Here is a 24,788-nt window from a genome sequence, read left to right as displayed (position 1 = left end):
TTTTGTATGAAAATATTACAACTTATTGAACGCTTACAAGAATTAGCTCCATTGAAACAGCTTAGTTATCCAGAACGCAGTATTGCAAACATTGAACCCTTACATTCAAATTTGCAAAATTTTGAGTTAAACACACTTTATTATGGCAGCACAAAAATATTGTCCACGCTTCCCCAAAATGCAAACTTTTTATTTCAAAGTAATCTTGCTAGCGACTTGATTAACATAGACAATAATAATTTGATCTACGTAGCTGACCATAAATTTGATATTGCTATATCCATTGTAAAAATGGCCCTTGCAGAAAAGAAAGTTATACAAGACGCAAAAGAACGTCTTTTTGATGAAGTAATCAAAGAATCTAGTATCTCTTCAATCCTTTATACAGCATTTGAATTATTGGGAAACCCCATTGCATTAACAGATCCTACATATAGATTGCTAGGCTTCTATCCAGAAAAAAAATTAAATGATCCAGTATGGGATAGTCTTTATGTAAGGGGATTTTTAGAACAGGATTTTGTTATGATGTTTGAAACAGATAAAACAAAAGAAAAGTCATTAGTTAGTGATAGGCCAATTTATTTAAATTGGAGTTGGGCACAAGAAATACCAAGACTTTCTGCAACAGTTATTGATGGAAAGAAAATATATGGTTATTTAGGAATTATTGAATACAATAAACCTTTTTCACAGGCAGATTATGAAATTACCCATTTAGTATGTAAGGTTTTATGTTCGATTCTAAAAAGAAAAACAACACCAGCTAGTGAGCCATCTATTTTAAAACAAACATTTCTTGCAAATCTTTTGGACGGTGGAATTTCATCTGAAGATACACTTCAAAAAACAATGGCTCGAGCTAAACTACCGTTTAAAGCACCATATTGTATTTTCGTTGCACCTCTAAATTTCACGAAAGAAAATACATCATTACTAACTATTGCACATAACCAGCTTACGTTAAAAATCAAAAATTTCCATTTAAGTACTCACAGCGGTTATCTAGTTCTTCTATTATTTGGAATAGGGATTGAACGGTCTATAAAATTTACAGTGAACATCCTTAAAAATCTTACTATTCATTTTGGAGTTAGTAATGTCTATTACGAATTAATCGATTCTTCTATTTATTATCGACAAGCCATAGTTGCAAATAAAATTGGACGAAAAATAGATAGAAAGAAAAACTACTATAAGTATGAAGATTATGTCTACCAACACTTAATTGACTCTGCTTTAAAAAAAGAATCCTCATTAGTTTTTGTGTACCCTGGTTGTAAAACTCTTATTGAATATGACCATACAAATAAAACAGATTACGCAAAAACACTTCACTTATACCTTACAAAATATAAAAATATTAACGATACATCTAATGAATTGAACATACATCGTAACACCTTAACTTACAGACTTAAAAAGTGTGAAGAAATTGCAGGTTTCAAGTTAACTAATGAAATACATTGTAAGCATCTCCAAATTTCATTAGACATCTTGTTATATAAGGAATACTTGTAACTATTCTTTCTTTATATAGTGTATAATTTAATAGAGGAGGTGAATGATATGAAAGTTTCTTACGAAATAAAAACAGAATTTGATATAAAAGATGTAAAAGAACTATTAAAACCGTTTGGTGGTAGATGTGCAAAAGTAGATGGTACTTCATTAGTCTATCAAATTAAAGATGAAAATGAAAAAAAAGCATTTGAAGCGCTCAAGGAAAAAGGATACATAGGCTAAAAAGCTTACATGCTTTTTATAGCAAACAAAAAAGTAGTTCACCTCCATTGGTGACTACTTTTTTGTATTAAATTCAAAACTACTATACAATTATTCTAAACATAAAGCTGAACTTCAATCAGTGGGGGTTTTCCTTCATCCCCCACTGATTGTTAGTTTAACTTATACCACAGGCATAAGAATAACTAATCATCAGCTATCACTGATGAAAGTTATTCTATATCGGACCTTTAGGGGCAGTTAATCTCCCACCTAAACTTTTTGATTTTCTTAAGTTTTGAGGTGGGGGTCTTACTGCCCCTTAAGAGTGGGATAAACAGAAATTACTCTTTAGTTGGCTTGTATCATCATTTGCTTTTTTGACTCATTCGTCCATTTTCCTAAATGTAGAAATTCTAAAAACTTTTCTTGTTTTAGTGGTTTACTACATAAGTAACCTTGAAATTCCTTGCAATCTAATTTTTGAATAATTGAAAGTTGTTCATATGTTTCAATTCCTTCAACGACCACCGATTTATTTAACTTATGACACAAGCGAATCGTAGCTTCGAATATGTCATAAGTTTCATTATTACTTAAAATGTCGTTTATAAGGCTTTTATCAATCTTTATTGTGTCACATGGTAATTTTCTTAAATAATTTAAAGATGAATAGCCTGTCCCAAAGTCATCTAGTGCTAGGGCAATACCCATGCTTTTTAATTCCTTTAATGTCTTTAATACATGTTCTTCTCGATCGATTATGACACTTTCCGTTATTTCAAATTCTAAGTAACTTGAGTCGACGCCCTCTTCATTCAATATTGTCGAAACCGTTTGAACAAAGTCAGATTGGAATAATTGAAGGGAAGAGATATTGATCGATATCTTCTCAAAGTTTATGCTTTGTTCTAACCATCCTTTAATTTGACGACACACTTCCCTTAGGAGCCATTCACCCATCTTTACAATTAATCCTGATTCTTCAGCTAGTGAAATAAAATCAATTGGAGAAACAATGCCCCATTTCCGATGATTCCAGCGCATTAGCGCTTCTGCTCCAGTTAACTCAAATGTTAATGGGTTAATACGTGGTTGAAAGTAAATAAGGAACTCTTCTTTAACTAAAGCTTTTTTAAGATCATTTTTAAGAGTGAACATTTTAAAACTATTTAAATTCATGTCTGGGGAATAAATTTGAAATTGATTTTTCCCCTCTATTTTTGAATGATACACTGCAGCACCAGCATGTTTTAATAATTTTTTTATTGTATCTCCAGAAGAAGGATAGACACTAATTCCTATACTAGCTGAGATGAAAAATTCATAATCATCAATTTTAAATGGATTTTCGTCAAATAAATTTACTAATAATTTCCCAACCTGATGGATTTCATCAAAATTATTGGTATTAGGAAAAATTAAGCCATACTCATCTCCACCTAATCTACCGCAAAATAGTTTTCTGTTTAACACATTTCTTAACCGTTGTGAAACTTCTCTAAGAAGTTTATCACCTACATCATGCCCAAAAGAATCGTTAACGTACTTAAATCCATCTAAGTTTATTAATATAACAGCAAACTGTAGATTTTCTTCTTTTGAGCGAACGATTTCTTCAGCCAAACGCTTTTCAAAACTTCTGCGATTATTCAACCCAGTTAAATAATCATAATATGACAGGTGGTTCACTTTTTCGTTCACTTTCTCTTGTTCGTTAATAGTACGTAAATTGAAAACTATTCCGTTTATATAAGGATCATCAATATAATTAGTAGTATTTAATTTGCACAAAATCCACGAATTATTCTTGTGTCTTACATTAATATGAAAATCCAATGATTTTTCCTGTTTTTTTACGATATTTTTTAACTTTTTTGTTTTGGTATCGTCATTATTAAAGTAATCAAATAGATTTGTTCCTATTACATCATCAACTTTGTAGCCCATCATTTGTTCTACTGCATTATTTTGATACATTATTTTCATATCTTTATCAATAATGCCTATCACATCATTTGAATTCTTTGTAAAAAAATTTAACATTCTCTCTTTTTGTATGGCCCGAAACTCAAACTCTTTTTTTTCAGAAATATCTTCTCTAAGAGTTAAGAATTGATAAGGATTTCCTTTTGCATCTACTAACGGAAAAATCGTCATTTCATTCCAAGTTGTTGAGCCATCTTTGCGTTTAATTTTAATTTCTTCTTTCCAAATGTCACCTAATAAAATAGTGTTCCACATATCTTTAAAATATTCTTTTGAATGAAAACCAGAATTAAAAATTCGAGTGTGTTTTCCAATTATTTCGTCTTTTTCATAACCTATTACTTTGCAGCACTTTTCGTTAACAAAAAGAATAACTCCCCCGATATCGGTAATTAAAATCTTAGCCTCATTATTAATAACAGAATTTATTCTTTCGATATCAATCGTTAAATGATTCTTACTCTCATTTCTTAACATTTTTTCTATTTTGTCATATTCATTTAAAAGGTGGTCAAGCTTTTGACTAACTTTAATAGTTTCATTAGAGGATAATCCTTTCATAGATGCATGTTTAATCATAAGTTTTCTTGTATGTTCGATTTCCTTTAGCAATTCAGTATTGTTGCGCATGTTACCACCCTCTTACTTTAAATAAACCACATATTTATAACTATAATCACATTATGTCAAAAAAACATAAACTTTTGAATACGTTCGACAAAACAAGACATTATCTTCACGCCCTAAATTTTTTCTAGTACATTTTTGTACAAATAAATTAATAATTTTTACCGAAGTAGTTTGAATCATGTCATAAAAAGATATATTCTAAGACTAGATACTGTAATGGTTGGTGAACTATGTTAAATAAACAGCTAAGAAAACTTAAATATCTCTGTCTTAGGTTATTACGGATTAATGATAGAGCTCATAGTATAGCAGGAGGCTTTTCGATTGGATTTTTAATAAACTTTGTACCATCATGTGGCTTTGGCCCCTTTCTTTCCACTATAGGACCTAAATTAGTGAAAGGAAATCCTGTTGCAGGATTAATTGGATGTCTAGCTTTTATTTGGGCGTTCCCGTTATTTTTTTATTTAAATATTATCGTCGGTGAATCCTTAATACCTATACAATTTGAAAATAACATCGAAATCATAATTGAGGAAATTGAAGTCGGCCCCGTTGAACCTGAAGAGGTTCTTGAAGCAGGCTTGAAAATTGGTAAGACATTTATCGTTGGTATGTTTGTTAATATGATCATTTTTGGTATCATTCTATACTTTTTCATCTATTACATCATTAAGAAATATCGACGAGCTCTCCTTAGATTAGTGCATAAAAAATGGCGGTTGAAAAAAGGGTATTCCTAAAAGAAATCTTTTATTTTTTCTTCAAATTGTATTGCAAAAGAGGCTAGAATTTGTTAAGGTTTACAAAAGTTCATATTTTCTCTACTTCATTTTTTGAAGTGATAGAGGCGCAATGACCATTAGTACAAACTTTAAGGAGAGTGAGCTCCGTTGACGGGTTTGAAAAGGGGGAATTGCCGAAGCGACGAGTTTCTCATTGGCTTTGTTGCTGGGTCTGTCATTGAATAAATGCAGAACTGTCGTATAGTTATTTACTATATGGAGGGCTATCTTACGCTAGAATAACCGTTGATTTTTTCCTAGCAGCAGCGATTCCCTCGTTGTTGTTTTTGTTTTTTCTAAAGGTTTACGGTGATCTTTGCGATTTAGCTCTATTCAGAACTTAACATCGTCATTAATAACAATGGCGAAAAAAATCTAATGAATAGAGGTGTTCTACATGAATTTTGGGCAATTATTAACTGCGATGGTTACCCCATTCGATCAAGAAGGAAAAGTTGATTTTCAAGCAACAAACTCATTAATTAATTACTTAATAGCAACTGGAACGGAAGGTATCGTTGTTGCTGGAACAACAGGTGAATCTCCGACATTAACTACTGAAGAAAAAACTGAATTATTTAAATATGTTGTAGAAGTAGTAGACGGGCGTGTTCCGGTAATTGCAGGAACTGGATCAAATAATACAGTTGCATCTATAGAGTTAACAAAAATTGCAAGTTCTGTAGGGGTCAACGGCATTATGTTAGTCGTACCTTATTATAATAAACCAAGTCAAGAAGGACTCTATCAACACTTCAAAACAATAGCTGAATCAACAGAATTACCAGTAATGCTTTACAATATTCCTGGACGAAGTGCTGTTAATATGTTACCTGAGACAATTATACGCCTTGCTCAAATTGATAATATCGTTTGTATTAAAGAAGCTAGCGGAGACTTAGAAGCAATTGCTAATATTATTCAACACACGCCTGAAGATTTCCTAGTTTATACTGGAGATGATAGTTTAACGCTACCATTAATGTCAATTGGTGGTTACGGTGTAGTAAGTGTTGCTTCTCACGTTGTTGGTCTTGAAATGAAGCAAATGATTACCGCATTCCAAAATGGCGAATATAAACAAGCCGCCCAAATGCATCGTAATCTATTACCAATTATGAAATCAATGTTTATTGCCCCTAACCCAACTCCTGTAAAAGCTGCACTTGGAATGCTTGGTCAAAACGTTGGGTCAGTACGATTACCGTTAGTTCCACTTACTCTAGAAGAATCACAAATTGTCCATTCTGCATTAGAGCCAAAGATTTTATCTTCAGCTGTATAAATGTATATCGATAAAAGAAAAGCGCAAGGCGCCCGCCTAATGGCGACAAACACTGGCAGGTCGGCAAGAAGCGGTCTGCTCCTTGACCTAGACAGTTTCCAGGTAAGGAATTTTATCCTTTCTTACATTGTAAAAAAGAAGCTTCCAAGCTATATTAATAGCCTAGAAGCTTCTTTTTTATGGAATTACTCTTTATCTACTTTTCACTAATAGTTCCACAGCTTCTTGGATAAATTTATCCGTTCCCTCCCCCTTTTCTATTTGATCTCTGATACATTTTTCTAAGTTTTCACTTACTACAACACCAATTGCGCGATCAAGAGCATTTCGTGCAGCTGACATTTGAACAACCAATTCTTTGCAATCCTTTTCTTCTTCCATCATTCGCAAAATTCCTTTAATTTGCCCTTCAATTCTTTTTACTCTATTTTTAACCTTATCATCATATTTCATTTATTTTTCCACCCTTCATGTAATACTTATCAAATGCTAATCGCTACAAGAATAATTCTCAATCCAATTATATACCCCTTGCAGTATTAAAGCAAGGTTCTAAATAGGAATTCCTATAGGAGTTGTCAGTTTTATAATTTATTGTGGAATTCTTCAACAGTATTAGCCATAATAGAATCTAAATTGTTTCAAGGAATTTACTCATTCCCGACAGCAAATCAAAATACAAAAAGTCTGATCACCATTTCGGTAGTCAGACTTCTTTTATGTAATGTACTCTTAATTGCTTCCTTTAGTGTTTAATCTATTTCTCTAGCAAATATCCCTAATTTTCCTTTCAACTTATCGTATAATTGTTCCAGTGTCCCCTCGTCATTGATTGGATAGTTCGGTTCACCGCGATCAATGACATAACCATGAACTAGAAATGTTTTCATTCCTATTTGTGATGCGGACATATCCTCTTGCTTGTCATTTCCAACCATTATACAATCTTCTGGCTTCACTTCTAGGCGGTGACAAATATTTCGGTAATACTCAACATGTGGCTTTGTATAAACACTTTCTTCATATACAGTCACGATATCAAATGTTAATTCGTTGATACCAGCCCAACGTAAACGCTCATAAATAGCTGCTTTTGGAAATAAGGGATTAGTAGCAATGACAATTCGGTAACCTTGATTTACGGCTTCTTCAACTACTTTTTTTGCGACCGGTGTAGGTTCCGTTAAGTAATTTAAAGTAGGAAATGTTTCTTCATAAAATTTATCTAATGTCGGCCAAATTTCTTCTTTATTAAGATTCACTAATGATAGGAATGACTCCGTGAAGACTTGTTCATTTGTTTTTTCTTCCTCTAGATTACGTATCATCGCATCTGTACCAGCAAGTAGAGCTTTTGTAAATTCATGAGGATCAAGTATGTGTGATACTCTTGATCCTAATTTCTGTATATAGTTTTTCACAAATAAATCCGTGTCCATAGGAAGCAATGTACCATCTAAATCAAATAAAATTACTTTTGACATCTCTTATTCGCCTCACCTTAGTTTTTTATATAATTTATTAATTTCTAACTTGGAAACTGTCTAGCTCTAGCAGCCTATCGTTCGTGACCAAGGCGCTTGCGCTTTTCTTGTACTTTAAGAAAGTTTAACTTCGCTAAAGGATTAAAGTATAAGAAAAACTGAGGCTTTCGCTATAGGACTTGACGATACGCAGAGTTTTCCTAAACAATACCAAATATACCATACACAATTGTAAAAAGCCTAACGAAAACATTAGGCTTTATTAATCGTTAAACTTTATTAAATTTCGATGTCTACTCCGATACTGTCTACTCTTCCAACCTCTTTAATATAATTAGCAACAGCTTGGTGATTAGGGTCTGTTACATAGGCATCAAGAGCTGCACGGTCTTCAAAACGAACCATAAGAACGACTTGATATTCTTTGTTTCTTTCAGAAATATTTAGTCCAGCATGAAGTTCAGCAATACCAGTAAGGTGATCTTTCAATGCTTTAAATCGTTCAATCACTTCAAGTAATTGATCGGCAGTGGTTTCCTCGGAAAATTTAACTAAAACTATACGTTGAATCATTTGGTGCTCCTCTTTTCTTTCTAAAATTTTATCCCACTGCTCATTTTAACGATCAATTAGTAGATATGCAATTTTTTTGTTTGAAACATTAATATAAAGCTGAACTTCAATCAGTGGGGCTCCTACTGTCCCTTAAGAGTGGGATAAATATTGTAAAACGTAATAGAACCTTGTTTATTACTCTTAATCAAACTGATTTGAACTTAAGGGTCATAGACCCCCACCTCTAAGCGGAGCGTAGGTGGGAACTTCCATTCAGGTGGAGTTGAGACTCCATCTTAATTTTCGATGTTCTAGCGAGCAACAACGAGTTCTCTTGCCGTTACACAGATATTACTATTCTACTTCGCGATTAATAATTTCATCTATGACTTCTTCAATCACTTCTAGACCTTCATGGAGTTGTTCATCAGTAATAACAAGTGGACATAAAAAACGTAATACATTACTGTATAGACCAGCCCCTAAAATGACAACTCCACGTTTATTTGTTTCTTGAACAATTCTTCCAACTAACTCTTTGTTTGGTTCTTTCGTATAGGGATCCTTTACAAACTCAATTGCAGTCATAGCCCCCAACGTACGAATATCTCCAATTTGTGGGATAGCTTTCTTTAGTATTGAAAATCGATTCACAATTTGTTCACCAATAGATTGCGCCCTGTCATAAAGTTTTTCTTTCTCTATCATATCAATAACGTTCAATGCGGCGACACAGCCAAGTGGACTCCCTCCGTATGTTCCACCGATCTCACCAGAATAAGGTGCATCCATAATTTCTGCACGCCCTGTAACTGCACTAATCGGTAAACCAGCAGCAATTGATTTTGATAATGTCATTAAATCTGGAATTACATCATAGTGCTCGATTGCAAACATCTTTCCTGTACGACCAAACCCTGTTTGCACTTCATCAGCTATGAATAAAATTCCATATTTTTCACATAATTTTTTAACTCCTTGAACGAAACGAACCGATGGCACAATAAACCCACCTTCTCCTTGTACGGGCTCCATAATAACTGCAGCTACATCTTCAGCAGAAACTTCACGTAAAAAAAAGTCTTTAAACTGAGATAAAATAAGGTCATCGACATCATCGTTTGTCATTGCACTTGGCTTTCGATAGTAATACGGATAAGGCATTTTATACGTATCAGTTGCAAATGGACCAAAACCATTTTTATACGGTTTTACTTTACTCGTTATGGACATTGCCATATACGTTCTACCATGGTATCCACGCTCAAAAGAAATAATTCCTCTTCGCTTCGTGAATTTCCTAGCAATTTTAATCGCATTCTCTACTGCTTCGGCACCACTATTTAAAAAAAATGTTTTTTTATCATGTGTTCCAGGTGTAATCGAATTTATTTTTTCTGCTAATGTAATATACGGTTCGTACATCATGACATGAAAGGAAGTATGCAAATAATCGCTTATTTGATGCTTTAGTGCATCTACTACTTGTTTAGGACAATGTCCAACATTCATTGTTCCAATTGCACCGGCAAAATCTATAAATGTATTTCCATCAACATCAGTAAGTAAGGCACCACGACCTTCTTTAACAAAAGTCAGTGCTGTATTAAAGGGGCCTCTAGGAACATTTTCGTAACGACGCTCTAATAAAACCTTTGCTTTAGGTCCAGGTATTTCAGTTTTTAAATCAATGAACTTTTTCAATGGGTCACCTCACAATCATCGTTTTCTTATTTTTGCAATTTGGCACCAATCAATAATCGTTAGCGCTATAATTTCAGCTGTAAGGAAAATATCATCTAATTCAATATACTCATTTGGAAAATGGGCCTTACTGGAGATGCCTGGTCCAAAAACAATGGATGGTGTTTTCCCTACTTGTGTAAGTAAACCACCGTCTGTACCCCACGGAGATGCTTCTATGACTGCGTCGAGCCCTACGACCTCCTTATACTTTGCCTTTAAAATTGCCATTAAAGGGTGGTTTTCATCGATACATCCAGGTACCCATTGTGCTCCAAACCACTCTAATTCTACGGGGTGTTTTTTAAACCACGGATCAATATTTTCAAGTTTTTTTAACCATTCTTTGAACTCTCTTTGGACGTCCTCGATTATTTCATTTGGGGCAATCCCAATTCGACCTTCTAATAATACGAGATCTGCTACTGATGAAGGCCATTCTCCACCTTTAATTGTACCGATATTTATTGGGACTGGAATGGGGATATTAGCATAAAGTGGGTCGTTAATGCGTTGGTTACGAACGGTTTCGAGTCCTTCAATATGTTTGACAACTATTGCACTTTTTTCAATTGCACTGACTCCGTGGTATCTTGTTCCACCGTGGGCAGAGCGGCCTTTTACGCGAATTCGAAACCACTTGGAGCCTTGCTGTTTTGGAAAAATTTTCATATTTGTTGGTTCTGGGATTATCGCTGCATCTGCTGTAAACCCCTTCATTACTGCAGCTAAAGTTCCCGCACCACCACTTTCTTCTTCAACTACGCTTTGTAATATGACATCCCCTTTTAATTGAATGCCTAACTCTTTAATAGCTTTTACTGCCAAATAACTTGAAAGATTACCACCTTTCATATCAGTCGTACCACGTCCATACATTTTTCCATCTTGTACCACACCATGATAAGGATGATTTTCCCATTGCGAAAGATCCCCTGCCGGTACTACATCGACGTGTCCATTTAAAATCAATGATTTCCCATTCCCTTTCCCTTTTAAAACACCAATCACATTTGGGCTTTCTACAAAAGATTCGCGTGTAGAAAAGAAATAAGGGTGTTTTTTTAAATCCTCACCATCAAGTTCCCACATATGAACTTCTAGACCCATTTGTAAAAAATTTGTGGCAATAACCGATTGGATAAGTCCTTCATTACCTTGAGTACTTGGAAGTTTGACAAGATCTTGTAAAAATATAATCGCTTGTTCACGGTTTTCGATTAACCATTTGTGGATATTTTCTTGCGTTCGGTTCATTTCAGAGCCTCCTTCAAAAAAATACAACTGATTACAAAAGCCAATACTCTACAGCTCTATACGTAAAAAGCTAGACTTATCGTTAACAAAGTTAGATGAGGTAAGGTGACTAGTCGTTAAGGCACTGTAACTAGACAGCTTTTTAATCAAATTGATTTGTACTTAAGGGTCATAGACCCCCACCTCTAAGCGGAGCGTAGGTGGGAACTTCCATTCAGGTGGAGTTGAGACTCCATCTGAATTTTCGATGTTCTAGCGAAGCTAGAACGAGTTCTCTTTATACTCTTAATCTTTAAAAACCAATTCGACTACATTTTTTTTAAGTTAGAATTAACTGTAAAGTCACAACCAGTATGGTTGTAAACATCAGCAACGGTATAAGGTTTCATAATTTCTAGCAATAATAAACCATCTTTTGTTACTTTAAATACCGCTAAGTCTGTAATAATTAAATTGACACAGCTTTGAGCAGTTAATGGAAGACTACATGTTTGCAAGATTTTAGGACTTCCATTTTTATTTACATGGTTCATAAGCACGATTACTTTCTTCGACTTTTGTGCGAGTTCGATTGCCCCACCCATACCAGGGACTTTTTTTCCTGGGACAATCCAGTTAGCAAGATCTCCTTTTTCACTAACTTCTAACGCTCCTAAAATAGTGACATCTACTAACCCTTTCCTTATAATTCCAAACGCAGTAGCACTATCAAAGTACGAGGCTCCAGGAACAACAGTTATAGGAAATCCTCCAGCATTACACAAATTAGCGTCCTCATTACCTTTTCTGGGACTAGGACCAGTTCCTAAAATTCCGTTTTCAGCATGGAACATTACATTTACCGATTTAGGTAAGTAGTTTGCTACTAATGTGGGGATACCAATGCCTAAATTGACGATCATCCCGTCTTTTATTTCCTCAGCGGCACGCATAGCAATTCGCTCTCTTACACCTACTCCCATACCCATTTCCAATCGACTCCCTCGGTTTGTATGACGATATCGACAAATGCACCTGGTGTAATAATCTCTTCTGGCTCGAGTTGACCAACTGGTACAATTTCCTCTACTTCCGCAATCGTTAAATCACCAGCCATTGCTATAAGTGGATTTGTATTTCTTGCACTCTTGTCATAAATTAAATTGCCGTAAGTGTCTGCTTTTTTTGCAAAGACGATAGAAATATCAGCAGTTAAAGCTGCTTCAATTAAATACTGCCTTCCATCAACCTCGACTACTTTTTTATTCTCTGAGAAACTAGTATTCATTCCTATATCAACGAGAACACCACCTATTCCCATCCCACCTGAGCGAATGCGCTCTACTAATGTTCCTTGTGGTGAAAATTCTACATCTAATTTTCCATCACTCATTAATTTCCCGGCCACTGGGTTAGAACCGATATGAGAGGCGATTAAACGTTTCGCTCTCCCTTGACTTATCAACTTCCCAATCCCAATGTTAGGGAAACCAGCATCATTTCCAATTAACGTCAACTCTTTACTACCTTTAGTCAGAATTCCGTTGATTAGTGTAGGAGGATTACCGACACCACCAAAACCACCGTACATGATAGTCATGCCGTCTTTAATATTAGTTAGGGCCTCATCTAATGTAAAAACTTTCATGAGTTTCATCCCCTCTTATTTCTGTAAATCACTCTTTATTTGGTTTAATTCTTTATTTACTTCAGTTAAAGCTGATTTTAGTCTTATAATAAGTTCATCAACTTCCTTCTTTGTAATAACTAATGGTGGAGAAATAATAATCGCATCACCACCAACCCCTTCATCACCAGAATTGGCTGGGTACACTAATAAACCTTTTTCCATACATTTTTGAATAATCAGAGTTGTCACCTTAAATTGTTTTGGAAATGGACGTTTTTGTTGTTGATCTTCTACAAATTCAATACCGAGAAGTAAACCTTTCCCTCTAACATCCCCTATCATCGGATAATCCTTAGCAAGTGTGAGTAATTGAGTTCTTAAATAATCGCCAATTTGTTCAGCCTGCTTTAATAAATCTTTTTTTTCTATATAGCTAATTACTGCTAATGATACAGCTGCTGACTGTGGATTGGCACTATATGTGTGGCCACTCATGATTATTTTTGACCCTTTTAAAATCGGTGCCATAACTTTGTCACTTACTAATGTCGCTGCCATTGGCGTGTAACCGGCCGTCATACCTTTTCCGAGTGCAACAATATCAGGGGCAACATTCCAATTTTCCATTGCGAGCATTTTTCCAGTTCTGCCTATTCCGGTCATCACCTCATCAGCAATGAAAAGAACATCATTTTTTTCACAGATTTCTTTGATTTTTTCGTAATATCCCCTCGGAGGATCAATAGCGCCACCTGCTGCACCGATAATTGGTTCAGCAATAAACGCCGCGATATATTTTTTCCCAATACGTTTAATCTCTCGTTCTAGTTCAAGTGCACAAAGAAGATTGCAACTAGGATACGTATCGTTATACGGACACCGATAACAATAAGGTGCAGACACACTTGGGAAATCCTCTAATAATGGAACAAAACGCTCCCTTCGCCCGACATGTCCTGACATCGATAATGCCCCTAATGTAATTCCGTGATAACTAATCCAACGCGAAATGATCTTATTTTTCGTATATATTCCTTGTTCTTGCCAATGTTGAATTGCAATTTTCATAGCCGTTTCAGTTGCTTCAGAGCCACTATTAACAAAAAAAGCCCAATTTACATCTCCTTTTGTAATTTCACTTAATTTTTTTGCTAATAATTCGGCTGGTTCACTTGTAAATTGAGCGCGGTAAACAAACGATATTCTTTTTGCCTGTTCATAAAGAGCTTCAATTATTTCTGGAACCCCATGACCGATACTTGCAGTTACTGCACCAGAAGAACCATCTATATAATCTTTTTCATTAGTGTCAAAGAGATAGACCCCTTTACCATAAGCAATAGTAGGATAGACACCGTCTAACAGTGGTTTAATTAAATGGCTATGTTCCATTCCTTTCCTCCTCTTGCCAATACTTACTAGCAAATGTTCCAAAAAATCCTAGATAACGTAAAAACTATTAACAAAGCTGAACTTCGACCATTGGAGTTGTTCCTTTATCCCCCATTGATCGTTAGTTTAACTTATACCACAGGGATAAGAATAACTAATGATAAGCGAAAGCTATTCTATATCGTACATTTAAGGGCAGATATCTCACCTAATTTTTTCTGTTTTTTTGAGGTTTGAGTAAGGTAGGGTTCTTACTGCCCCTTTAGAATGGGATAAAAGAGATATTTGATCAAAATGTAAGATCAATTAACTAAGTTAGATTAACTTTTTTACCCAAACATTCATATTTTCATATTTATCGCTTATAGAGCAGTTATTAGTTAATCTCCCATTGTATTTATAATCAAGTTTTTTTAAACATGCATTTATGCCATAAGATCCCGCTCTTGCTAACGAATAAGAGCAGAAAATCTTTCTTTTTACTAATTCTTTTTCTAATTTTGAGATTAGTAACTTCATAAATCCATAGCTACGATATCCTGGAAGCGTTGCACAATCGGTTATTTCTGCATTTAAATACGTAGTATTTACCTCTGCACTTGCCGCACTCACAATACTTCTGTCCCATTCCACTACGTAAAAAATCGATCCTTCTCTTATAGCAGTTTGAATATACATTTCATCGTTTATAGGGGTAGGGTACGAGCTAAAAACCTGGTTATATAAGCTGGCTAATGCCGATGCATCTTCTACATTTGCTAGTCTAATTGTGTATTCAGTAGGTAATGGATCTACTGAACTTGAAGTTGGCAACTCATATACTTTTTCAATTAACTCATCTTCCTTTTTCCATTCTCGGCTTGTTCTTCTTTTATCTGACAAATAGTAGGCCATAAAGTAAGCATTTTGACCTTTAAAATAGTTATCAATAACACCTTCTAAGAAAAAACCTTTTGAAAGTAAAAAGCGCCAATCTTCAACTCGAGACTTCACAATAATTTTTGAAAAAGACGATTTCTTCGAAAGTTTTTTTAACATTGAAACCATTTCTTCCATATTTCCTTGATAATCATCGACACGTAATCGTTCGCTCACAAAGTCATAACACACTTGCATCGAATAACTTTGACCTTTTTCCCATTGGGTAATATAGGACAGATAAATTTTTTTTATCATTTTTTTCTCCTTTCTTTATTGAAGTTTAGTCTGTAATTATTGTAAGAGTATAGTTATCAAACTATTTAAGGAAATCATGTCCCTATCAAACCGTTAGAAAGTTTGACTAAAATTTAACGAAGTGTATGAACGATTACTTCCAATCGGTGAGGTAAGTACCCACTATTAAAACGTAGCTTTATAAGGCGCATTAATTAATTCCTCATAAAGAATTTCTTTTTTTCTAGTGGGTAGGTTCCGTGTATATAAAGCAAAGTCTATCTCATGATTCATTTCATCTGTTAAATAAAGACCACAGTTTTTGCATGAAAGGGCTGGTACTTGTAATATTTGAACGGAGGACAAACCATCAGGCAGGATCCAATAACAATCCTTTTTTGCTTCTTTTATCTGGTTATTTTCACACCACATACAATTCACAATCTCTCCCCCTTCTTTTTTATTATTGCGTTTCGGAATTGCCCTCCGCTTTTTTTTCTTTCGACTTTATCAACTTTTCTTTCATTTGATCTCGTTTTTCACGTCGATCCTTAAGGCTCGTGTGATTTTCTGATGAATAATACTTTTTTCGTTTATTTAAGCGCTCTAACCCATCTGGAACTAAATTAAATTGTTCATCATTGAGTAAACCAGAAATACCAACGGCTTTTTCTTTTTTCATATTGTATATTTCATTAAAATACTCATCAGCACGCCCTGCAACGTAACCTTTTGGTTCAGGATAGGAAGTAATTACACCTTCGAAATTACGAAGCACAACTTTATCGGGACTTTGTGAAATGATATAGTTTGGTTGAATGGCAATCTTTCCACCACCACCAGGAGCATCAACAACAAAGGTCGGTACAGCATATCCTGATGTATGCCCACGTAAACCTTCAATAATTTCTAACCCTTTAGAAATTGGAGCGCGAAAGTGACTAATCCCCTCCGATAAATCACATTGATAAATATAATAAGGACGAATACGATTACGAACAAGATCGTGCATAAGTTTTTTCATAATTATCGTACTATCATTAATCCCAGCTAATATGACGGCTTGATTTCCTATCGGTACACCCACCATAGACAGCATGTCACAAGCTTTTATAGCTTCTTCAGTTAATTCGAGAGAATGATTGAAATGTGTGTTTAACCAAATTGGATGATATTTCTTTAAAATATTACAAAGTTTTTCAGTAATTCGTTGAGGAAAAACAACTGGCGCTCGTGTACCAATTCGAATAACTTCTACATGAGGAATGGAGCGTAAATTTTTTAAAATATATTCGAGAATAGTGTCATTAATTAATAGTCCATCGCCACCAGAGATTAACACATCACGAATTTCTGGCGTATTACGAATATAATTAACAGCAACGTCTAATTGTTTTTTAGGAACTCCCATTCCAACTTGCCCAGAAAATCTACGACGAGTACAGTAGCGACAATACATTGAACATTGGTTCGTTACCAAAAATAAGACTCGGTCCGGGTATCGATGCGTTAGACCAGGTACTGGAGAATCTTCATCTTCAAACAAAGGGTCTTCTAAATCATATTTCGTTTTATTTATTTCTGCTGATAAAGGTACTGACTGCATACGAATAGGACAACGTGGATCTTCTGGATTCATTAATGATGCATAATAAGGAGTGATATTTAAAGGGATAGTTTGAGTTGAGATACGTACCCCTTCTTCTTCATCAGGAGTTAAATTGACAACTTTCTTTAGGTCATCTAACGTACGTATGGTATTCGTTAATTGCCACATCCAATCATTCCATTTTTCTTCTGGGACATCTTTCCATAGATCTATCTCACTGTAATGACGTCTAACAATTTTCCCACTTTTGTTTATCATACATTTACCCCCTACTTTTCAATGCAATCTACTTACCTTTTATCATTGCAAGAAACGTGCCAAGGGGTAAAACCGTATAAAGAAAAGTAGTTAAGTAGCTAATTTTTATATAATGCAAAAAAAATGGCAGCAAATGATTTTTCATTACTGCCATTTTTTTTGCATCTAAGTGAATTTTCCAATTCAATTATTCAATCGATATCCATCTAGTTAAAAACGTACTAATCCAACTAGATATAATCTAAGCCGCATAAAGCTGAACTTCAATCAGTGGGGGGGCCTTCATCCTCCACCTAATCTTATCGATTTTCTTAAGTTTTAAAGTGGGGTCTTACTGCCCCTTAAGAGTGGGATAAAGCTATATTTTGGAATTTAGAAATCTTACGTTATTTTTCTATTCCGTATTTATTTAATTTATATTGTAACGCCTGTCGTTTTATACCTAATGCTTTGGCTGTTTTCGAAATATTACGATCATTATCATTAAACATCCTGAAAATGGTTTCTCGCTCAAATTCTTCTATAATATTTGGTAGATCGATTCTTTCTTTTATTGGTGAGAATCTAGCTGTTTCAGGAATTACTTGTGATGCTGTATTAAAAATATGAGAGGGCAAGTGGTGTTTCTCTATCATTTCATAACCAAAATCAATAATATTAAATGCAGATTCGATTGCATGGTCTAACTCACGAATATTACCTGGCCAATCGTATTGACTTAAATATTGTAATGCTTCTATACTTACTTCTTTAACTTTCAACCCAAACAAATCATTACACTTTTTAATAAAATGGTCGATTAAAATAGGGATGTCTCCTTTTCTATCTTTAAGGAGAGGTAATTCTATATGGACGACATTTAATCGATAATATAAGTCAGATCTTAGTATTTTTTTCTCTAGCGCTTTTTTAGGCTTTATATTCATCGCTGAAATAATTCTGACATCGACCTTTTTTTCTTCATTTCCACCTAATCTTCTAATCCTTCCATCTTGAATAACTCGAAGTAATTTTGCTTGAAGTAAAAGATGAAGACTATTTAACTCATCAAGAAATAGCGTTCCACCATCAGCTTGTTCGAAAATACCTGGTCGATCAATTGCACCAGTAAAAGCACCTTTACTCGTACCAAATAATAAACCTTCCAACAATTCTTTTGGAACTGCTGCGCAGTTTAATGCAATAAAGGGCTTTTGGCGGCGAGCACTAGCATTATGAATGCTTTGAGCAACTAATTCTTTTCCTGTTCCAGTAGCTCCGTAAATCATAACTGGTGAAAGTGAACGGGCAGCCCTTTTTGAGATTGATACCGCCTGTTGAAAATTTGGATTTTTACCGATCAAATCACTGAAATGATAAACTGCAGATCCTTTAGATATTCGTTCTAATTTTTTCGATTGAAATAACTGCTTTCTTAACTCAAGTGTTTGGTCATACATACTTACAATTTGAGTTATCTCCTTGGCTGTTTCTACAGCTCCTATAATTAATTCACCTTCATATAAAGGATAAGTGCTATTAATCGTTGTAATTTGCTTGCCCTGCAGATTTACATAGGTTTGCATCACATCTACAGTTTCACATCCTTTACTTAAAGCTAAGTTCAAAGTGCTCGTCTCACTTGTTAAAGAGGGATAAAGTTGAAATATATTTTTACCTAACACTGTTTCTCGAACTAATCCATCTATATCAGCCATGGTTTGGTTGTAAAAAGTAGTTACACCTTGACTATCCACGACATGAACTCCAATATTAACTTTATTTAATATCCATTCATAATGTTTTGATAACTGCATGAACAAGATCCCCTCCTTATTCTAGCTTATGTTCAAGATGCGGATGGTTATAAGAATATGGTCATCAATCTATATTACATAATTATATGAAAGGATAGGGAAATGTTTCATTTATTTAAACGCTTTTCGTAAACATTGTTGTTGAACCGTTTATTGAAAAGGTTTTACGTGACCGCTTTTCATGATTTTTCCTCCCCGCGGTGACGCATCAACTCTTTACGTGACCGCAACCTTTAAGCAAACAACAAAAGGGCACGTATTGTCATAATACGTACCCGTTCTTTTATAATAAATTTAAGCTTCATACTTTTTAAATGCTAATGAAACATTATGTCCTCCAAACCCTAATGAGTTTGAAATTACGATATTTACGTCGGCTTTTTTAGCGGTATTTGGCACGTAATCTAAATCTAAATCCTCATCAGGCGTTTCGTAATTAATGGTAGGTGGGATAATACTATCTTTAATTGCTAATAGGGAGAATAGTGCTTCAATTGCTCCTGCGGCGCCTAACAAATGTCCTGTCATTGATTTCGTTGAACTGACGGATAACTTGTAGGCATGCTCTCCAAACACTTCTTTTATAGCAATCGTTTCATATAAATCATTATAATGTGTACTCGTACCATGAGCATTAATATAGTCAACTTGTTCAGGAGAAAGATTAGCATCTTTCAATGCTAGTTTCATTGCTCTTTGTCCACCTTCTCCATTTGGTGCTGGAGTGGTAATATGATGAGCATCTCCCGTAGCCCCGTAACCAACAATTTCACCATAAATTTTCGCCCCACGTGCTAATGCATGCTCTAATTCTTCTAAAATCAGTATCCCTGAACCTTCTGCAATGACAAAGCCATCGCGATTTTTGTCAAACGGACGACTTGCAGTATTTGGATCAGGATTTGTAGATAATGCCGTCATATTTGAAAAACCAGCGATTGTCATTTCTGTAATTGCAGCTTCTGTTCCTCCAGTAACCATCATGTCTACATCGCCATTCTGAATGACACGGTAAGCATCGCCGATGGAATTAGCACCTGAAGCGCATGCTGTAACAGAACAGTTATTTATCCCTTTTGCACCTAATTCGATTGAGACACGTCCAGATGCCATATCCGGAATAAGCATTGGGATAATAAATGGGCTAACACGCTTTGGTCCTTTAGACAAGAACTTTTTATGTTGTTCCTCAAATGCGTCTAATCCACCAATTCCAGAACCAATCCAAACACCAATCCGTTCTGGGTCTACATCCTTACCAATTTCTACACCAGAATCAGTAACAGCCATTTTACTAGCAGCAATAGCTAACTGTGTAAATCTTGCCATTCTTCTTGCTTCCTTACTATCCATATATTGTTCAGGAGTAAAATCTTTTACAACCGCAGCAACTTTTACATTAAAGTTCTCCGTATCTATCTTTGTTAAAGGACCAATGCCAGAGACACCTTTTTTAATCTCTTCCCATGTCGTAAAAATATCGTTTCCTAGAGGTGTTACTGCTCCAATTCCTGTAATTACTACTCTTTTTTTCATTGTAAACTCTCCCCTCAAAATATTATTATTATTTACCCCATCTTAAACAAACCGAGCCCCAAGTTAAACCGCCACCAAATCCAACCATGACGACGATATCACCATCTTTTATTAGGCCCTTTTCAACCTCAGAGAATAATGCTAACGGTATAGAAGCTGCTGAAGTATTACCGTGTTTCGTGACAGTCGTTGAAACTTTTTCTTTGTCAAGACCAAGTCTCTCTCTTGCTGCATCAATAATGCGTATGTTCGCTTGATGTGGAATGAGAAAATCGACATCTTCTTTTTTTAGTCCAGCTTTATATACTACGTTCAAGCTAGATTCAGGCATTTGTCGAACAGCAAATTTGAAAACCTCGCGACCATTCATTGTGACAAAATTCGATTTATTATCAACAAGTAAATGTTTCCCGCCTGTACCATCTGCTCCTAATTCAAAAGATAAAATACCCTTACCAGAGGGAACCTCGCTAAGTACAACAGCACCTGCTCCATCACCAAATAAAACTGAAGTATTTCGATCTGACCAATCAGTAATTTTAGAAAACTTTTCACTACCTATAATTAAAATATTTTTATATGTATTTGTTTCGATGAATTGCTTAGCAGTCACCAGTGCATATACAAATCCTGAACATGCTGCACTAAGATCCATAGCCGGAATATTCGGTATTTCAAGAGCCTCTTGTACCATACAAGCTACAGTTGGAAAAACATAATCTGGTGTCGCAGTTGCAACCAAAATCAAATCAATATCTTTAGCATCAAGTGAAGCATCTGCTAGTGCTTTTTGGGCTGCAATTACTGCCATATCAGATGTATCCATATCGCTATCAGCAATCCTACGTTCTTCAATTCCAGTTCTTGTGCGAATCCACTCATCAGTTGTATCAACCATTTTTTCTAATTGTTCATTAGTAACTATATTCTCTGGAACATAGGCACCAATACCAACGATACCAACACATTTCATTTTACCACCCTAACTTTTCCTTATGACTAGGTCATAATATCTCATATATATATTTATTTTACAGGAAACCACTAAAAAAAAAAAGTTATTTCATTGAATTTCATCATTCATTATACTCACCATTAAGATACTTATAGCTAGTCACAGCGTTCACAACTTATATAATGTTACGTGGCTCAGTTTTGGTAATTAAACTCATTCATTTAATAACATTTTGAATCAGCTGGTCTATACGTTCAAAAGTATTACAAATATAAAATATTGAATTTTAAAACAAAAGAACAAGGAAATAATCTATTATCTATGCCAGTTGCTTGCTAGTGTCTTAATTTCACTTAATTTAATCATTTTTTACAATTTTGTTAATCCATTTTTTATTTTTAATAATCTCAACAAACTCAGTTTCTTCAACAGGCTTACTAAACAAGTATCCTTGAATTTCGTCACACTCAATTTTTTGCAAACTTAATAACTGTTGAGGTGTTTCAACCCCTTCAGCTACGACTGTTTTGTTTAACTTATGACAAAGCGCAACAATCGCTGCTACTATTTCAAAATTTGTTACTTCTATTTGCATATCCTTTACTAAACTCTTATCAATTTTAATAATATCACATGGTATTTGTCGTAAATAATTAATCGCAGAATAACCTGTCCCAAAATCATCTAAAGCTATCGATATACCTAGCTCTTTAATTTGAGTTAATGTTTTTAGTACTTGTTCTTCTTTATCAATGATTACGCTCTCAGTAATTTCAAATTCTATCCATTTTGCTTCTAACTCAGTTCCTCTTAACATAGTTAGTACCTTCTCAACAAAATTAGATTGAAATAATTGTATAGCTGATAAATTAATAGAAATCTTTACAGGGGTGATCAACTGTCTTTGCCACATTTTACTTTTGGTACAAACTTCTCTTATCAACCATTCACCAATTTGGATAATTAGTCCAGTTTCTTCCGCAATAGGAATAAATTCTAACGGTGAGATCATCCCCAATTCTGGATGGTTCCAACGGATAAGTGCCTCTGCACCAGTTACTTCATATGTAATAGGGTCAAATCGAGGTTGATAATGGATAATTAATTCATCGTTCATTACTGCTTTTTGTAAATCATTTTTCAACATAAATTTTTTATCACTAGCTAAATTCATTGAAGGGGAAAAAATTTGATATTGATTTTTCCCATTATATTTTGCACTATACAAAGCCGAGTTAGCATGCTTAAACAGTTGTTGCATACTCTTTCCAGAATATGGGTAAACACTAACGCCAACACTAGCAGTTATAAAAAATTCATAACCTCCTATTTTAAATGGATGGTTACCGATGCTTGTAAGTAGTTGATTTGTCGCTTTCTCAATGAGTTCAAATTCCCCTACATTTGGTAGTAATAAAGCAAACTCATCACCACTCAATCTACCAATGATTGCAGTATCACCAAAATTTTGTTTCATTTTATTTGAAACTTCCTTTAACAGCAAGTCTCCTATTTTATGTCCTAAACTATTATTAACATGTGTAAATCCATCTAAATCTAGTACCATCATCGCAAATTGTGATTCTTTTTCTTGAGCAATTAATAACTCTTGTTCAAAAAGCACTTCAAAATGCCTTCGATTAGGTAAATCTGTTAAATAATCAAAATAAGCCATATAATGGGTTTTTTCATCTATTTTCTTTTGTTCTGTTATATCTCGTAAATTAAAGACAACCCCATTTATAAAACGGTCTTTTAAATGATTAGTAGCACTTATTTCACACCAAACTAAATAGCCATTTTTATGTTTTATTTTCAGTTCAAATCGAAACGAATTGCCAGTCTGGTTTAAGATATTTTTCAATCCACTTTGTACACGTATAATATCTTCTTCAAGAATGTAATTAAAAATTGGAGATCCAATAACCTCAGATAATCTATAACCTAAAATTTTTTCAACAGAATGATTAACAAAAGTAAGTGTTCCACTCACATCAAATATACCAATCATAAGCTTTGAGTTTTCGATAATAGAATGCATTTGCTTTTCTGTTTGCATAAGTTTTAATTCCATGATTTTCTTTTCAGTAATGTCAGTTCTAAGTGTTAAAAACTTTAATGGACGCTGTTTCTGATCAAGAATTGGGAAGATAGAAATAAAATTCCATATAGAAGAACCATTTTTCCTTTTTATGTTCATTTCCCCTTTCCAAACTTCTCCACTTAGAATTGTTTTCCATAGATTTTTATAAAAGTCTTTACCGTGGTAACCTGAATTAAAAATTCTAGTGTGCTCACCGATTAGTTCTTGCCTCGTATAACCGACCACTTGACAACATTTTCGATTAACATATGTAATGAACCCTTTTTCATCGGTCACCAAAATAATGGAATCTTTTTTTAGCACTTCATAAATATCACGTAAACTTCCATCGTTTCCTTCATAATTGGTATTTTTCACTTCTTCTTCAAGATAGGTGACTACACCATTTAACTGCTTACAAATTTGTGAAAATTCCTTAGGAACTTCTATATTTTTTCCGAAATTAACTAATTGTTGTTTGATTTGTTCTATTTCATCTAACAATTTTGCTGCCTTAACTAAATTATTCATATACTGCTCCTTTAATCTCTCTACTTTCATTAAGTACACGCTCAAATGAGAACTTACAGAATACTCAGTTATTTATTCGAAAAGCAATTCTGTCTAGAAACCATTCTTTTTACACTATCCCCAAATATAAAGCTGAACTTCAATCAGTGGGGGTTTTCCTTCATCCCCCACTGATTGTTAGTTTAACTTATACCACGGGCATAAGAATAACTAATCATCAGCTTTCACTGATGAAAGTTATTCTATATCGGACCTTTAGGGGCAGTTAATCCCCCACCTAAACTTTTTGATTCTCTTATGTTTTGAGGTGGGGGTCTTACTGCCCCTTAAGAGTGGGATAAATTTGTAATTGTATAAGTAATACGAGTCTAATAGATAGGTCTAATTTAATACTTTTAACAAGTGTATAAA

At 34.4% G+C, this 24,788-nt stretch carries 20 protein-coding genes and 1 riboswitch; of the genes, 4 read left to right on the top strand and 16 right to left on the bottom strand.

Annotated elements, in window-relative coordinates; translation table 11 throughout:
- Positions 1-6: 6 nt before the first annotated feature.
- Both BKP45_RS13910 and BKP45_RS22620 read left to right on the top strand, forming a co-directional pair.
- Positions 7-1,521: a PucR family transcriptional regulator gene (locus tag BKP45_RS13910; protein WP_071390298.1), complete on the top strand. Its 1,515-nt coding sequence runs from the start codon at positions 7-9 to the stop codon at positions 1,519-1,521.
- A gap of 48 nt (positions 1,522-1,569) precedes the next feature.
- Positions 1,570-1,746, top strand: a complete 177-nt coding sequence (locus BKP45_RS22620) for a hypothetical protein (RefSeq protein WP_169824128.1) — start codon at positions 1,570-1,572, stop codon at positions 1,744-1,746.
- A gap of 330 nt (positions 1,747-2,076) precedes the next feature.
- On the opposite strand, the gene BKP45_RS13905 is transcribed toward BKP45_RS22620, so the two are convergent.
- Entirely contained in the window at positions 2,077-4,344 is a 2,268-nt protein-coding gene (locus tag BKP45_RS13905) for an EAL domain-containing protein (protein WP_071390297.1), read from the bottom strand.
- Between the two features lie 230 nt (positions 4,345-4,574).
- On the opposite strand from BKP45_RS13905, the gene BKP45_RS13900 reads away from it, so the two are divergent.
- Positions 4,575-5,087, top strand: a complete 513-nt coding sequence (locus BKP45_RS13900) for a DUF2062 domain-containing protein (protein ID WP_071390296.1) — start codon at positions 4,575-4,577, stop codon at positions 5,085-5,087.
- Positions 5,088-5,181: 94 nt separating this feature from the next.
- Positions 5,182-5,364: riboswitch (Lysine riboswitch) on the top strand.
- A 162-nt stretch (positions 5,365-5,526) separates the two neighbouring features.
- The gene (gene dapA / locus BKP45_RS13895; RefSeq protein WP_071390295.1) at positions 5,527-6,414 is read left to right on the top strand and encodes a 4-hydroxy-tetrahydrodipicolinate synthase; all 888 of its coding nucleotides are present in this window, start codon (positions 5,527-5,529) and stop codon (positions 6,412-6,414) included.
- 192 nt (positions 6,415-6,606) lie between these two features.
- On the opposite strand, the gene BKP45_RS13890 is transcribed toward dapA, so the two are convergent.
- The 15 genes from BKP45_RS13890 to BKP45_RS13820 form a co-directional block, all read right to left on the bottom strand.
- Positions 6,607-6,867 carry a metal-sensitive transcriptional regulator gene (locus BKP45_RS13890; RefSeq protein WP_071310777.1) on the bottom strand — a complete coding sequence of 87 codons (261 nt, stop codon included), beginning with the start codon at positions 6,865-6,867 and terminating at the stop codon, positions 6,607-6,609.
- 299 nt (positions 6,868-7,166) lie between these two features.
- Complete coding sequence (locus BKP45_RS13885) at positions 7,167-7,898, bottom strand: HAD family hydrolase (RefSeq protein ID WP_071390294.1); 732 nt, start codon at positions 7,896-7,898, stop codon at positions 7,167-7,169.
- A 279-nt stretch (positions 7,899-8,177) separates the two neighbouring features.
- Positions 8,178-8,471 (bottom strand): Dabb family protein, encoded by a 294-nt coding sequence (locus BKP45_RS13880; protein ID WP_071390293.1) that lies wholly within the window; start codon positions 8,469-8,471, stop codon positions 8,178-8,180.
- Positions 8,472-8,807: 336 nt separating this feature from the next.
- Positions 8,808-10,157 carry a 4-aminobutyrate--2-oxoglutarate transaminase gene (gene gabT, locus BKP45_RS13875; RefSeq protein ID WP_071390292.1) on the bottom strand — a complete coding sequence of 450 codons (1,350 nt, stop codon included), beginning with the start codon at positions 10,155-10,157 and terminating at the stop codon, positions 8,808-8,810.
- 15 nt (positions 10,158-10,172) lie between these two features.
- Positions 10,173-11,453 carry a peptidase gene (locus tag BKP45_RS13870; RefSeq protein WP_071390291.1) on the bottom strand — a complete coding sequence of 427 codons (1,281 nt, stop codon included), beginning with the start codon at positions 11,451-11,453 and terminating at the stop codon, positions 10,173-10,175.
- Between the two features lie 308 nt (positions 11,454-11,761).
- Positions 11,762-12,421, bottom strand: coding sequence for a 3-oxoacid CoA-transferase subunit B (locus tag BKP45_RS13865; RefSeq protein WP_071390290.1), 660 nt, complete (start codon positions 12,419-12,421; stop codon positions 11,762-11,764).
- A complete protein-coding gene (locus BKP45_RS13860) occupies positions 12,406-13,080 on the bottom strand; it encodes a CoA transferase subunit A (protein ID WP_407639603.1) in 675 nt (224 codons plus the stop codon). The genes BKP45_RS13865 and BKP45_RS13860 overlap by 16 nt, the downstream gene beginning before the upstream one ends.
- Positions 13,081-13,095: 15 nt before the next feature.
- Positions 13,096-14,454, bottom strand: coding sequence for an aspartate aminotransferase family protein (locus BKP45_RS13855; RefSeq protein ID WP_071390288.1), 1,359 nt, complete (start codon positions 14,452-14,454; stop codon positions 13,096-13,098).
- A gap of 315 nt (positions 14,455-14,769) precedes the next feature.
- On the bottom strand, positions 14,770-15,630 hold the full coding sequence (ablB, locus tag BKP45_RS13850) for a putative beta-lysine N-acetyltransferase (protein ID WP_071390287.1): 861 nt from the start codon (positions 15,628-15,630) through the stop codon (positions 14,770-14,772).
- A 165-nt stretch (positions 15,631-15,795) separates the two neighbouring features.
- Positions 15,796-16,041 (bottom strand): YokU family protein, encoded by a 246-nt coding sequence (locus BKP45_RS13845; protein WP_245747501.1) that lies wholly within the window; start codon positions 16,039-16,041, stop codon positions 15,796-15,798.
- A 31-nt stretch (positions 16,042-16,072) separates the two neighbouring features.
- Positions 16,073-17,476, bottom strand: coding sequence for a lysine 2,3-aminomutase (gene kamA / locus BKP45_RS13840; RefSeq protein WP_071390285.1), 1,404 nt, complete (start codon positions 17,474-17,476; stop codon positions 16,073-16,075).
- Positions 17,477-17,862: 386 nt separating this feature from the next.
- Positions 17,863-19,272 (bottom strand): sigma-54 interaction domain-containing protein, encoded by a 1,410-nt coding sequence (locus tag BKP45_RS13835; protein ID WP_071390284.1) that lies wholly within the window; start codon positions 19,270-19,272, stop codon positions 17,863-17,865.
- Between the two features lie 294 nt (positions 19,273-19,566).
- Positions 19,567-20,808, bottom strand: coding sequence for a beta-ketoacyl-ACP synthase II (gene fabF / locus BKP45_RS13830; RefSeq protein ID WP_071390283.1), 1,242 nt, complete (start codon positions 20,806-20,808; stop codon positions 19,567-19,569).
- Between the two features lie 28 nt (positions 20,809-20,836).
- Complete coding sequence (locus BKP45_RS13825; protein WP_071390282.1) at positions 20,837-21,781, bottom strand: beta-ketoacyl-ACP synthase III; 945 nt, start codon at positions 21,779-21,781, stop codon at positions 20,837-20,839.
- A gap of 340 nt (positions 21,782-22,121) precedes the next feature.
- Entirely contained in the window at positions 22,122-24,377 is a 2,256-nt protein-coding gene (locus BKP45_RS13820) for a sensor domain-containing protein (RefSeq protein ID WP_071390281.1), read from the bottom strand.
- Between the last annotated feature and the right edge of the window lie 411 nt (positions 24,378-24,788).

Source organism: Anaerobacillus alkalidiazotrophicus (genome assembly GCF_001866055.1).
Note: the sequence above shows the minus strand (reverse complement) of the source record. Positions and strands in the feature narration are given on the sequence as shown.

Coding starts and splice junctions, on each gene's coding strand:
- BKP45_RS13910 (WP_071390298.1), top strand. CDS start 7: ATGAAAATATTACAACTTATTGAACGCTTACAAGAATTAGCTCCATTG.
- BKP45_RS22620 (WP_169824128.1), top strand. CDS start 1,570: ATGAAAGTTTCTTACGAAATAAAAACAGAATTTGATATAAAAGATGTA.
- BKP45_RS13905 (WP_071390297.1), bottom strand. CDS start 4,344: ATGCGCAACAATACTGAATTGCTAAAGGAAATCGAACATACAAGAAAA.
- BKP45_RS13900 (WP_071390296.1), top strand. CDS start 4,575: ATGTTAAATAAACAGCTAAGAAAACTTAAATATCTCTGTCTTAGGTTA.
- dapA (WP_071390295.1), top strand. CDS start 5,527: ATGAATTTTGGGCAATTATTAACTGCGATGGTTACCCCATTCGATCAA.
- BKP45_RS13890 (WP_071310777.1), bottom strand. CDS start 6,867: ATGAAATATGATGATAAGGTTAAAAATAGAGTAAAAAGAATTGAAGGG.
- BKP45_RS13885 (WP_071390294.1), bottom strand. CDS start 7,898: ATGTCAAAAGTAATTTTATTTGATTTAGATGGTACATTGCTTCCTATG.
- BKP45_RS13880 (WP_071390293.1), bottom strand. CDS start 8,471: ATGATTCAACGTATAGTTTTAGTTAAATTTTCCGAGGAAACCACTGCC.
- BKP45_RS13870 (WP_071390291.1), bottom strand. CDS start 11,453: ATGAACCGAACGCAAGAAAATATCCACAAATGGTTAATCGAAAACCGT.
- BKP45_RS13865 (WP_071390290.1), bottom strand. CDS start 12,421: ATGGGTATGGGAGTAGGTGTAAGAGAGCGAATTGCTATGCGTGCCGCT.
- BKP45_RS13860 (WP_407639603.1), bottom strand. CDS start 13,080: ATGAAAGTTTTTACATTAGATGAGGCCCTAACTAATATTAAAGACGGC.
- BKP45_RS13855 (WP_071390288.1), bottom strand. CDS start 14,454: ATGGAACATAGCCATTTAATTAAACCACTGTTAGACGGTGTCTATCCT.
- ablB (WP_071390287.1), bottom strand. CDS start 15,630: ATGATAAAAAAAATTTATCTGTCCTATATTACCCAATGGGAAAAAGGT.
- BKP45_RS13845 (WP_245747501.1), bottom strand. CDS start 16,041: ATGTGGTGTGAAAATAACCAGATAAAAGAAGCAAAAAAGGATTGTTAT.
- kamA (WP_071390285.1), bottom strand. CDS start 17,476: ATGATAAACAAAAGTGGGAAAATTGTTAGACGTCATTACAGTGAGATA.
- BKP45_RS13835 (WP_071390284.1), bottom strand. CDS start 19,272: ATGCAGTTATCAAAACATTATGAATGGATATTAAATAAAGTTAATATT.
- fabF (WP_071390283.1), bottom strand. CDS start 20,808: ATGAAAAAAAGAGTAGTAATTACAGGAATTGGAGCAGTAACACCTCTA.
- BKP45_RS13825 (WP_071390282.1), bottom strand. CDS start 21,781: ATGAAATGTGTTGGTATCGTTGGTATTGGTGCCTATGTTCCAGAGAAT.
- BKP45_RS13820 (WP_071390281.1), bottom strand. CDS start 24,377: ATGAATAATTTAGTTAAGGCAGCAAAATTGTTAGATGAAATAGAACAA.